The sequence below is a fragment of the Flavobacterium sp. Root186 genome, assembly GCF_001428525.1.
Taxonomy (GTDB): Bacteria; Bacteroidota; Bacteroidia; order Flavobacteriales; family Flavobacteriaceae; genus Flavobacterium.
Window position 1 is genome coordinate 211,195 of record NZ_LMHW01000015.1, and the last position, 12,995, is coordinate 224,189.

Genomic DNA, 12,995 nt, shown 5'->3' on the forward strand with positions numbered 1-12,995 from the left:
CGTAAAAAAAACTATGGAAAACCTCGATAAAACCGATTTACTTATCCTGAAACACCTTCAGGAAAACTCAAATATCAACACAAAAGACCTCGCCAGTAAATTATTTCTTACTGTAACGCCTGTTTATGAGCGAATCAAAAGATTGGAAAGAGATGGATATATTACTAAATATGTGGCGCTGCTAGATAAAAATAAAATGAATCGCGGCATGACTGTTTTTTGTAATGTTCGTTTAAAAGAACACGCAAAAAATGTGGGAAGTAATTTTGTGAAAGATATTGTGGCGCTTCCTGAAATTATAGAGTGCTATAATATTGCCGGTGACTATGATTTTATGCTGAAAATTTTAGTCAAAGATATGGCTAGTTATCAGGATTTTGTAATGAATAAATTGTCGACGATAGAAAACATCGGAAATACAAACAGTATTTTTGTAATGGGAGAAATAAAGCACAGTACAGCATTGGAGTTTTAATACTGTTTTGCCACGAATTTCACCAATTTTCACGAATCATTGCACTTAAAATAATTGGTAAAAATTGGCGAAATTCGTGGCGAACAAAAAAAATAATCTTTTAAATCTGTGGCAAAATATTATTCAATATTATCCTAAAATAAAATGTATTTTTGACCTTTAGATCCTCAATCTAAAAATCAATAATCTACAATTTAAAATAGAAAAATGAACTGGGAACAACTTTTATCATTAAAACGTCAGGGCGATACAAGCAAAAGATTACGTGTAGAACAAGATGATACTCGATTAGGTTTTGAAGTCGATTATGACCGAATTATTTTTTCGGCTGCATTTCGTTCTCTGCAGGATAAAACCCAGGTAATTCCACTTTCTAAAACAGATTTTGTGCATACCAGATTAACGCACAGTTTAGAAGTTTCTGTTGTAGGAAGATCTTTAGGGCGTTTGGTAGGTAAAAAAATCATCGAAAAATATCCTTATTTAAAAGAAATTCATGGTTATCATATGAATGATTTTGGGGCAATTGTGGCCGCAGCTTCATTAGCGCATGATATTGGGAATCCGCCTTTTGGACATTCGGGAGAAAAAGCAATTGGCGAGTATTTTTCTACCGGAAAAGGATTAAAATACAAAGATAAATTAACAGCAAAACAATGGCAGGACTTAATTGATTTTGAAGGAAATGCCAATGGATTTTCGGTACTAACGGCAAGCCGCCCGGGAATTGAAGGCGGACTTAGAATTTCATACGCAACATTAGGTGCTTTTATGAAATATCCGAAAGAAAGTCTTCCTAAAAAACCAACCAATAATATTTCGGACAAAAAATACGGTTTCTTTCAAACGGATAAATTATTTTTTGAAGAAGTTGCCCAAGATATGGGAATGATCCCAAATAAAGAAGATGGAGATATTGGTTTTGAAAGACATCCTTTAGCTTATTTAGTTGAAGCTGCAGATGATATTTGTTATACGATTATCGATTTTGAAGACGGAATAAATCTTGGTTTAGTTTCTGAAGATTATGCTTTAGAATATTTGATAAAACTTGTAAAAGATAATATTGGTGTTGCCAAATATAAATTGTTGGAAACTAAAGAAGACAGAATTAGTTATTTGCGTGCTTTGGCAATTGGAGCTTTAATTAACGATGCCGTTGACGTTTTTGTAGAAAATGAAGAAGCGATTCTGGCCGGAAATTTCCCTTTTGCTTTAACGGACAAAAGTAAATACAAAGCGCAGATGAATGATATTATCAACTTAAGTGTTGAAAAAATCTATCAAAGCCGCGAAGTTATAGAAAAAGAAATTGTAGGGTATCAAATTATTCAAACCTTACTCGATAAGTTCATTACAGCATTTAATAACAAATATGAAGGAACAGCATCAAATTACGATAAATTAATCCTGAAAATGCTGCCGGAAAAACATAATTTAGACAAAGGTAATTTATATGAACGTCTGCTTCATATTTGTCATTATGTTTCTCTTTTAACAGATGGGAATGCCTTAGAATTATATGAAATGATTCAGGGACGAAAAAAGAATTAAGATCTGGTTATTATAAAAAAAGTGCCTGTAAACATAATATTTACAGGCACTTTTTTATAGAATAAATTTATTATTGAAAAGCATAAACCAGACCAACACCAAGAACTTGGCGTAACTGCGCTCTTGGTCCGTCGTTAACCTGAGAAGTGCTTCCGGTTGTGGGATCAACAACATCTTTTTTAGTTTTAATATCATCATCATAAACTAAATGAACACCAATATTTGCTTTTACATAAGCGTTTACAACAAGATCTAAACGAGTGTCGTAATCAACGTCGACATTTCCAAATCTATTTAAATAATCGGTATATAAACTTAATCTGTTTTCGTAAAAAATGTTTTTAAAGATTTCACTTTTCATGTATCCCGTAAAAAGAATACCAAACTCCGCCTTTACTTTTTGACCTTCCTCAACTAAAATTTGGCTATCAGGATCTAAAGGATCTGTCATATAAACCGCTTTTTTAACACCAAAAGAACCTTGATTTGCCAGATATTGATCTAATACCAAAGTTGTTTTTAACGTAATAGGAGAGAAGTAAAATGTTCTGTTTTTCTTTTTGTTTGAATTCTCAGCTCCCGCTCCCAGAAATATATAAGCTGGGGCAAAAGGTTTAGAGATTGCAATATCCCGGTTTGGATAATTATAACCGTTTGTAAATTGTGTATTGAAGTTAAATTTAGCAGAATAATACCAGTTCGAAACGGTATCTTTTCTAAATCCGTATGTTGAGTTTAATAAAACAGCATCATCTGTTTTTCTAAGTTCAGTTCCGTCTTGTTTATTCAAACCATATTTAACAATAAGCTCATTAACCCATTTATGATTTCCTTTTACAAAAGTTCGTCCAAATTCACCCTTAAATAAACCCGAAATTGAACTTGTTCCCCCTGCACTCCAATTCACAAAAGCAATCTCTGAAATATCAAAACCTAACTGATTTTTTTGAGTCCAGTTTGAAGGCAGTTTTGGAACTTGATTTGGATCTAAAGTCGTTTGTATAAGTTGCGCAAAGTTTTTTGAAGTACAGAGAAGCAACAGAAGCAAAAGGGTAGAACGTAATAATTTCATTAGGCTTATTTTTGTATTTTAGGTGTTGCAAAATAATTATTTTACACCGTTTGAAAAAAGATTTATTAAAGATTTAACGTCAATTTCACACAATTGTTGTAGTTGCAGCACGCTTCCGTGCTCAATAAACTCGTCAGGAATACCCAGGATTTTGATATCATTTTTAAAATTATTTGTTGCGGCAAACTCCAAAATGGCACTTCCAAAACCGCCTTTTTTTACTCCGTCTTCTATTGTAATTATGTTTTCAAAAGTTGATAAAATATTATTTAACATATTGATATCCAATGGTTTAATGAATGAAAAGTCATAATGTGCTATTTCGTCTGAATTAGAACATTCATTTAAAGCTTCAATTACATTATTTCCAATTGCTCCGGTAGATAGAACGGCTGTTTTTGTGCCGTTTTTTAAGCAGCTGCCTTCACCAATATTAATTTTTTCGTAATGTCCGAAATTTTCTACTTCCCAGTTTTGTAAGACGCCGCGTCCTCTTGGGTATCGAATGGCAATAGGATGATTTAAGCCTAATTGAGCCGTATATAAAATGTTTTGAAGCGCAATTTCATTAATTGGCGCATAAATAATTATGTTTGGGATAGAACGCAGATAAGCAATGTCGAAAACACCGTGATGCGTTGCGCCGTCTTCACCAACTAAACCGGCTCTGTCCAAACAAAAAATAACGGGTAAATCTTGCAGTGCCACATCATGAATAACCTGATCGTAAGCGCGTTGTAAAAAAGTCGAATAAATATTGCAATACACCATCATTCCCTGAGTTGCCATTCCGGCAGCAAGAGTTACGGCATGCTGTTCTGCAATTCCAACATCAAAAGCACGTTCCGGCAGTTCATCCATCATAAATTTTAAAGAACTTCCTGATGGCATTGCGGGTGTGATGCCAATTATTTTTTCGTTCTTTTTGGCTAAATCTAAAATAGTCAAACCAAAAACATCCTGATATTTTGGCGGAAGATTTTCTTCCGATTTTAAATGAATCTCTCCGGTCGAAGCATCAAATTTTCCGGGCGCATGATATTTTACCTGATTTTCCTCAGCTTGCTGCAAACCTTTTCCTTTGGTGGTTACAATATGAAGAAACTTTGGTCCTTTTATCTTTTTTAATCGGTTTAATTCTTTGATTAAAGTTGGAAAATCATGACCGTCAATTGGACCGGAATAATCAAAATTCAGCGATTTTATAATATTATTCTGTTTTGGATTTTTCCCGTTTTTAACAGCAGTCAGGTATTTTTTTAAAGCACCAACGCTTGGATCAATTCCAATCGCATTGTCGTTTAAAATTACGAGAATATTAGCATCGGTAACTCCGGCATGATTTAGACCTTCAAAAGCCATTCCACTTGCGATAGAAGCATCTCCGATAACGGCAATATGCTGTTTGTAGATATCGCCTTTTAGTTTAGAAGCAATCGCCATTCCCAATGCTGCAGAAATAGAAGTGGAAGAATGTCCAACTCCAAAAGTATCATAAATACTTTCGGTTCTTTTTGGAAAACCCGAAATCCCTTCAATTTGTCTGTTTGTATGAAAAATTTCTCTTCTTTCGGTTAAGATTTTATGCCCGTAAGCCTGATGTCCAACATCCCAAACCAATAAATCTTCGGGCGTATTAAAAACATAATGCAAAGCAATTGTCAGTTCAATTACACCTAAACTGGCACCCAAATGCCCTTCTTTTACAGAAACAACATCAATAATAAACTGGCGTAATTCCTGAGCAACCTCAGTAAGCTGCTCTTCTTTTAAAAGACGTAAATCGGCAGGATTGTATATGTTCGAAAGTAAATTGCTTTTCATTGTAAGGTAAAAAGCAAATTTACGGTTTTAAATTTAATTTTATAAGTGAGATCTACTGCAATACAATTGGTAAAGAATATTGTCTCTTCACTTTTTTGCCATTCGATTCTCCCGGCTGCCATTTAGGACATGCGCTTAAAACTCTAATAATTTCTTGTTCTATTGCGTTATCAATTGCAGGAACACATTGTAGATAAGATACAGATCCGTTTTTTTCTATTGCAAAAGAGAGATTGAGTTTGAGGTTTTTGGTATTTATATTCTCAGGTTTTTTAAATTCCTTTCCAAAATAATTATAGAATTGTTCGATTCCGCCTGGAAATTCCGCATTAGTTTCAGATATAACTTCACCGGAAGCAGTAGCTTTAATTGCTGCTTTTGTAGAGCTATTGTTTGTTTTCTCAGATTTTAGATTATCATCTCCTTTGGGTTTTACAAATTTAACCTGATCAACTTTTGGCGGAGATGAAACAACCTGGTCAGAATTATTTTTGCTAATTGACGCTTTATCAATAGTACTTTCGGTTTTAGATGTATCAGCGACAATTGTTGTGTTGTCAATTTTTTTTGCTCTTTCGTTTTTATCCTGACAGCTAAATAAAGTTGTTCCTATAACAACGAATAAAGTGAGTAAAAATATTTTATGTTTTCTTTCCATTATTTAATTGTAATTGGTAAAGTGTAAGAAGAACGAACAATGGCATTATTGAGTTTTCCGGGTATCCAATTTGGAGCTGTTTTTAAAACTCTAATAGCTTCTTCTCCAATTTCTTTCGGAGTATTATTAACCATGTTGAAATTACTCAAACTGCCATCTTCTTCAATAACAAATAAGATAGATATTTTTCCCTTAAACTTTTCTGTTTTGTTTGGGGCGACATAATTTTTGGCAAAAAAGGCATGGAATTTTTTCATCCCGTTTTCTGGAACAGGTGAAACATCTAAATCGGTCGAATTATATATACTATGATAATGAAAACTTCCTGTTTGAATAGAATTAGGAGGAATCAGATCTCCCATTATAATTCTCTCTCTGGCTTTTTTTGGTTTTGCTTTTTTAGCTTCGATTTCATGCCCATAACAGGAGGAAGAAACATCTTCACTTTCATCTTGATTTTGTGTTGCATTGTCAACAATCTCGATTTTATCAATTCTGTTTTTGTTACCATCTTTATCTGCACAACTAAACAAAGTAGTTCCCATTGCAATAAACAAAGCCAGCAAAAACATTTTATGATACTTTGTTTGTGTGTATAAAATTCGACTTGGAATTTGAATTGTAATGGTTTCTAATTGCGAATTTTTAAATCTTCCGCAAATTCTCTCATTTTGATTTTGAATGAAAAAATGCTGAATTTCATCAGGAAGCATGGAAGTAAAATCAACAACCGTTTTAGAACAACTCAAACAAAATCGACCATTTTCGTTTGGCGTCATTTTGTTCCAGTTTTCACCGCAAGGTTTTGGGATTGTTATTTTATATTTTTCTTCCATATTCAAATATCAAAAAATAAATGTAATAAAAAATAAGTTCTAAAATCCTATTTTTGCAATTATGGAAAACCCTTTCACCGACGAATATTTCATGAAAAAAGCTTTGCAGGAAGCCGAAGAAGCTTTTGCTAAAGGCGAAATTCCTGTTGGAGCAATTATTGTTGTGGCCGATAAAGTAATTGCAAGAAGCCATAATTTGACAGAATTACTTAATGACGTTACAGCTCATGCCGAAATGCAGTCGATAACCGCTGCGGCCAATTTTCTTGGTGGAAAATACTTGAAAGACTGCACGCTTTACGTAACTCTTGAACCTTGCCAAATGTGTGCAGGCGCTTTGTATTGGAGCCAGATTTCGAAAATCGTTTTTGGTGCGCGCGACGAACAACGAGGCTTCATAACTATGGGAACAAAACTGCATCCCAAAACCACTGTTGTTTCTGGTGTTATGGCTAATGAAGCGGCAGATTTAATGAAACGTTTTTTCTTGGAAAGACGTAAATAAAATCCTTTTGAATATTTTTATAAATGATAATTTATGACTGATTTTTCAATAATAAAAAGCTAGCGGACAGCAGGAAATAGCTCTTAATCAATCCTACAATAACTTGTGAACTTCAACAAAAGTTAAATAATCATTGTTAAGGAATTTTCTTCTTAAAGAAACAAAAAATACTGTACTTTTATTGTAATTTAATTTGTGTTTTGCTGTTAAGACTTTAAACAGCAGATCATATTAAATTGCTAATTTGTTAACCATTAACTCTAAATAAAAGTGAAAGCAAAAGGTTTAGTTCTCGTATTTTTTGTGTTTTTTATTTTTCAATCCTGCGGCAGAAAATCGGCTGCAGATTTCAATTCCGATTTTTCATTATTCAAAGAGTATATAACCAGCTTTACAAGCGGAATCGTTTCCTCCGATTCTGATATTCGGGTTGTTCTGGCTTTCGATAAAAACGATTGGAAACCCAATCAGGAATTAGACGACGATTTGTTTGATATTTCACCAAATGTTCACGGAAAAGTCATTGCGCTTTCTACCAATACCATTGCTTTTATTCCCGAGAAAAAATTAAATCCGGGAACAGAATATCAGGTTACTTTAAACTTAGATAAGCTGACTGCAATTCCAAAAGAGAAAGAGGCGGCACTTTCTAAATTCAACTTTACAGTTAAAACAGTTAAGCAGGATTTTACTATAAATACCGGCGATATTCAATCGTACAGTAAAGAATATCAATATTTAAACTGCGTTTTAAAAACAGCGGATAATATTGATCTTGAAACCGCTCAAAAACTGGTTGAAGCCAAACAAAAAGGAAACAATCTTAAAATTAAATTTGAAAAAACGACTGGTTCTGCTAAAGAATTTCGTTTTATAATTGATAGTATTCAACGTTTTTCAGAAGCTTCAAATTTGGAGATTTTATATGATGGAAATGATTTTGATATTGATCAAAAAGGACAAATCGATTTTCCGATTACAAGTATTAATGAATTTAAAATTATAAAAGTTGAAGTTCCAGATGGAAGCAATCAATCGGTTTTAATTAATTTTTCTGAACCTTTAGAAAAAGGACAGGATTTTAAAGGATTAGTTTCGATTCAGAATACCAATAATTTAAAATTTTCTACGCAAGGAAATTTATTAAAAGTATATTTTACAAACGAAACCGCTCCTAAAAAAGAAGAACCAGCTCCAGTTGTAGTTCAGGAAGAAACGGCCGAAGTTACGGTTGATTCTGCAGCAGTTGCTGTCGATTCTGCCGCTGCAGTTGTTGAAGCTCCGGTAGAAGATATAGTGGAAGTTGTTCCCGATGAAGAGCCTGAACAAGTGATTACAGGAGAATTGCTTTTGGAAGTTTTTCAGGGAATTGAAAGCCAGTACGGTAAAAAAATGGAAGCAAACTATTCTGAAAAAATCTCTTTTGATCAGATAAAACCAAGTGTTCGTTTTATTAAAAATGGAACAATTCTGCCAAGTTCAAATAATTTAAAACTGAATTTTGAAGCCGTAAATTTAAGTGCTGTTGATGTAAAAGTGTATAAAATTTATAAAAATAATATTTTGCAGTTTCTTCAATATAACGAATTGAACGGTGCGCAAAACCTCAAAAAAGTAGCGCAGCCTATTGCAAAAACAACGCTTAGTTTAAGGGAAAGCACACTTGTAAATCTAACGAAATGGAATACATATGCTTTAGATTTATCTAAAATTATAAAACCGGAACCGGGAGCGATTTACAGAGTTGAGTTTGAATATAAAAAGAAATACGCGCTGTATAAATGTGAAACATCAGACGGAAATCAGGATGAAACAGAGGAAGAAGAAGTTGATGAAAATGATGTAAACTACAGTGGAAACTCATATGACGATTATTACTATGATGATTATGAGTGGAGAGAAAGTCAGGATCCTTGCTCTGGATCGTATTATTATAATGCTAAAATCGCGACTAATATTCTGGCTTCAGATTTAGGTGTTATTGCTAAAAGAGGAGAAAATAAATCGTATTTATTTGCTGTAAATAATATTGTTACGACAGAACCGGTTTCGAACGCAAGAGTTGATTTGTACAATTTTCAACAGCAAAAAATCGCAACACAAGCAACAAGCAGCGAAGGAATTGCTTCTTTTCAGCTGGATAAATTTGCCTATTTTGCGATTGTTACTTTAGGCGATCAATCGACATATGTAAAGCTTGACGACGGACTTTCATTATCTTTAAGTAATTTTGATGTTGCCGGAGAGACTTTACAAAAAGGTTTAAAAGGATTTATTTACGGAGAAAGAGGCGTGTGGCGTCCGGGAGATAATTTGTATTTGTCTTTTATTTTAAATGATGCAGCAAATAAACTTCCAAAATCACATCCAATAAAATTCAGACTAAACGATCCGAATGGAAAAACAGTTTATCAAACCGTTCAAAAAACGAATGATTTAAATCATTATGCCTTTATAGTACCGACAAATCAGGATGCACCAACTGGAAATTGGGAAGCAATGGTAAGCGTTGGCGGAGCTAAATTTTATAAGAGTATTAAAATAGAAACGATCAAACCAAATCGTTTAAAAATCAAAAATACTTTTACCAGAAAAACACTTTCATCATCTTATCCAAATACAGATAATCTAGAAGTGACTTGGCTTCACGGTGCAATTGCTAAAAATTTAAATGTAGAAATGCAGGCTAAATTTTCGCAGCAAACCACAACCTTTAAAAGCTATGAAAAATATAGTTTTGATGATATGGTTCGTCAGTTTAGTACAGAAGAAATCAATGTTTTTTCAGGAAAATTAAATGAAAGCGGAAAAGCATCAGTAAATATTCAGCCAAGATTACAAGGTCAGGCACCGGGGATGCTTCGCGCTTCATTTATTACAAAAGTGTATGAAGAAGGCGGGGATTTTAGTACCGATGTTATCTCGACAACCTATTCGCCATATAAAACCTATGTTGGGGTAAAATCGCCTGAATTAAACAAGTATAACATGCTTGAAACCAGAACGAATAATCGTTTTGAAGTGGTAACGGTTGATGAAAACGGAAGACCAAAAGCAGTTCGAAATCTTGAAGTGAGAATCTACAAAGTGGACTGGAGATGGTGGTGGGATTCTTCGAGTGATAATTTATCAAATTATAATTCATCAAACTCGACAACAGCTTATAAATCTACTATAATTAACACCGATTCAAGCGGAAAAGGAAGTTTTCAATTTGCTTTAACCGATGAAGAATGGGGACGTTATTTAATTCGTGTTGAAGATCCAAACGACGGACATGCTACAGCTTTAACCGTAAATATTGACTGGCCAATTTGGTCTGGAAAAACAAGAAACAGAGATGCTTCGACAGCCAATATGTTAGTTTTTTCTACAGATAAAAAGAATTATGCAGTTGGAGAAAAAGCACAAATTTCTTTTCCTTCAAGCGAAGGCGGACGTGCTTTAATTTCAATAGAAAATGGCTCTCGAGTAGTACAGACACTTTGGGCAGAAACTAAAAACGGAGAAACAAAAGTTGAAATTCCAATTACGGGAGCAATGGCACCAAATGTGTATTTTAATATCACTTTATTACAGCCGCACGCGACAACTAAAAATGATTCGCCAATTCGTATGTACGGAATTGTTCCGATTGAAGTGGTGGATAAAAACACGATTTTGGCACCAACAATTAATATGCCTGATGTATTAAAACCTGAACAGCCATTTACGGTTAAAGTGGGTGAAAAATCAGGAAAAGAAATGACCTATACGATCGCCGTTGTTGATGAAGGATTGCTGGATTTAACTCGTTTTAAAACGCCAAATGCATGGGATAGTTTCTATGTTCGTGAAGCATTAGGTGTAAAAACATGGGATGTTTACGATGACGTAATTGGGGCTTACGGCGGAAAAATAAACCAGATTTTCAGTATTGGTGGAGATCAGGATTTAGGCGGTGGAAAAGCTAAAAAAGCAAACCGTTTTAAACCGGTTGTATTGTATTATGGACCTTTTAAATTAGAAAAAGGAGAAACAAAATCACATCAGTTAAAACTTCCAAAATATATTGGTTCTGTTAGAACAATGGTTGTAGCAGGAGATGCAGCTACAAGTGCTTACGGAAGTGTAGAAAAAGCAACTCCGGTTAGAAGTCCGTTAATGGTTTTGGCTTCGTTGCCAAGAAAAATTTCGCCTTCAGAAAAAGTTACAATTCCGGTGACCGTTTTTGCAACTGAAAACAAGATTAAAAATGTTTCAATTCAGATCAAAACAAGCAACGGATTAAAAGTAATGGGAAGTGCAGTTCAAAAACTAAGTTTTGCACAGCCAGACGAAAAAATGGCGTATTTCAATTTAGTTGTAGGCTCAGCAACCGGAATTGCAAAAGTTCAGGTTATTGCAACATCAGGAAATGAAAAATCAAGTTACGATGTTGAAATTGATATGACGAACCCAAATCCGGTTACGAGTACTTTTACAGATGTTATTTTAACACCAAATAGTACAAAAACAATTTCATGGAAAACCTTTGGCGTTGCCGGAAGTAATAAAGCAAGACTAGAAGTTTCGTCTATGCCTTCGATGAATTTGAACGGAAGAATGCAATACTTGATTCAGTATCCGCATGGCTGTGTAGAGCAGACAACATCTTCAGTTTTTCCTCAATTATTCCTAAGTGATGTTGCCGATATTGATACCAAACGCAAAGATATTATCCAAAAAAATATCGCAGCCGGAATTGCAAGATTAGGAAACTTCCAGTTATCAAACGGTGGATTGCCTTACTGGCAGGGAAATGCAATTGCAGACGATTGGGGAACTTCATACGCTGGACATTTCTTGATTGAAGCAGAGAAAAAAGGATATGTGTTGCCGATTAATTTCAAATCAAAATGGCTTTCATATCAGCAAAAAGAAGCGAAACAATGGCGTTTTGAACCAAAATACGGAAACGATCTGGCTCAGGCTTATAGATTATATACTCTGGCTTTAGCAGGAAATGCCGATTTATCGTCAATGAACAGACTTCGAGAAACAAAATCAATTTCGAACGAAAGTAAGCTTCGTTTAGCTGCTGCTTATGTTTTAGCCGGACAAAAATCAGCCGGACAGAATTTGTTCCTAAAAACAAGTATTGATGGAGATTCAGACGGTTATAATTATTACTATTATGGTTCAGACGAAAGAAACAGAGCAATGGCTTTAGAAACACTGCTTCTTTTAGATCAAAAACAAAAAGCATTTACAATGGCGGCTAAATTAGCCAAAGAAATGTCAGCAAATCAATGGATGAGTACACAGACTACGGCTTACTGTTTGTATTCGATGTCGAAATTTGCAATTAGCAACGGACCAAAAGGGATTAATATCCAGTTTAATAAAAATGGCAAAGGAGAAACAATAAACACCCAAAAAACAATTGCAGATCGTAGTTTATCTGTTGCAAGCGGAACAAATAGTATCACATTAAAGAATCTTAAAAATAATACGGTTTATGTTCGTGTACTGAATACTGGAATTTTACCAATCGGACATGAAAATGCTGTTCAAAGTGATGTTTCGGCAAGTATTGTTTTCAAAAATAGGAAAGGAAGTACTATCGATGTTTCAAGAATAAGTCAGGGAACAGAATTTATAGCTGAGGTTACGATTAAAAACGAAAGAAATGAAAGTGTTCAAAATGTAGCGTTATCACAAATCCTGCCTTCAGGGTTCGAAATTGTAAACACACGTTTCACAGATTACGGAGATGCAGTAAATAATATTGCCGATTATATAGATATTCGCGATGATAGAACTAATTTCTACTTCGGAATGAAATCCAGAGAAACTAAAGTTTTCAGAATTCTGCTAAACGCATCCTATTTAGGGAATTACTATTTACCAGGATTACAATGTGAAGCCATGTACGACAATACATTTCTGGCAAGAACAAAAGGATTCTGGGTTGAGGTTGTGAAGTAAATTTATAGCCCGCGGATTTGACGGATAAAACGGATTAATACAGATTTTTTTAAATTACTCTGCGAAAACCTGTTTTACCTGTAAAATCTGTGGGCAAAAAAAACTTTGCGAACTTTGCGATA

Annotated in this window: 8 protein-coding genes; 4 read left to right on the forward strand and 4 right to left on the reverse strand. The window is 34.2% G+C overall.

Annotated features, from left to right (window positions below; all coding sequences use genetic code 11):
- The first annotated feature begins 13 nt into the window (after positions 1-13).
- On the forward strand, positions 14-475 hold the full coding sequence (locus ASD98_RS20025) for an Lrp/AsnC family transcriptional regulator (protein WP_056190279.1): 462 nt from the start codon (positions 14-16) through the stop codon (positions 473-475).
- Positions 476-682: 207 nt separating this feature from the next.
- A complete protein-coding gene (locus tag ASD98_RS20030; protein ID WP_056207913.1) occupies positions 683-2,029 on the forward strand; it encodes a deoxyguanosinetriphosphate triphosphohydrolase in 1,347 nt (448 codons plus the stop codon).
- Positions 2,030-2,099: 70 nt separating this feature from the next.
- On the opposite strand, the gene ASD98_RS20035 is transcribed toward ASD98_RS20030, so the two are convergent.
- From ASD98_RS20035 to ASD98_RS20050, 4 genes are read right to left on the reverse strand one after another with little or no spacing between them, the layout of a single operon-like run.
- Positions 2,100-3,101 (reverse strand): DUF3078 domain-containing protein, encoded by a 1,002-nt coding sequence (locus ASD98_RS20035; protein WP_056207917.1) that lies wholly within the window; start codon positions 3,099-3,101, stop codon positions 2,100-2,102.
- Positions 3,102-3,137: 36 nt separating this feature from the next.
- Positions 3,138-4,925 carry a 1-deoxy-D-xylulose-5-phosphate synthase gene (locus ASD98_RS20040; RefSeq protein WP_056207919.1) on the reverse strand — a complete coding sequence of 596 codons (1,788 nt, stop codon included), beginning with the start codon at positions 4,923-4,925 and terminating at the stop codon, positions 3,138-3,140.
- Positions 4,926-4,977: 52 nt separating this feature from the next.
- Positions 4,978-5,583: a hypothetical protein gene (locus ASD98_RS20045; protein ID WP_056207921.1), complete on the reverse strand. Its 606-nt coding sequence runs from the start codon at positions 5,581-5,583 to the stop codon at positions 4,978-4,980.
- Positions 5,583-6,419 carry an energy transducer TonB gene (locus tag ASD98_RS20050; RefSeq protein ID WP_056207924.1) on the reverse strand — a complete coding sequence of 279 codons (837 nt, stop codon included), beginning with the start codon at positions 6,417-6,419 and terminating at the stop codon, positions 5,583-5,585. Before ASD98_RS20050 ends, ASD98_RS20045 begins: the two co-directional genes overlap by 1 nt.
- Before the next feature lie 61 nt (positions 6,420-6,480).
- Between ASD98_RS20050 and ASD98_RS20055 the strand changes: the two genes are divergently transcribed.
- Together ASD98_RS20055 and ASD98_RS20060 are read left to right on the forward strand one after the other, a co-directional pair.
- Positions 6,481-6,924: a nucleoside deaminase gene (locus ASD98_RS20055; RefSeq protein WP_056207927.1), complete on the forward strand. Its 444-nt coding sequence runs from the start codon at positions 6,481-6,483 to the stop codon at positions 6,922-6,924.
- Between the two features lie 270 nt (positions 6,925-7,194).
- On the forward strand, positions 7,195-12,873 hold the full coding sequence (locus ASD98_RS20060; RefSeq protein WP_056207929.1) for an alpha-2-macroglobulin: 5,679 nt from the start codon (positions 7,195-7,197) through the stop codon (positions 12,871-12,873).
- Positions 12,874-12,995 lie beyond the last annotated feature (122 nt).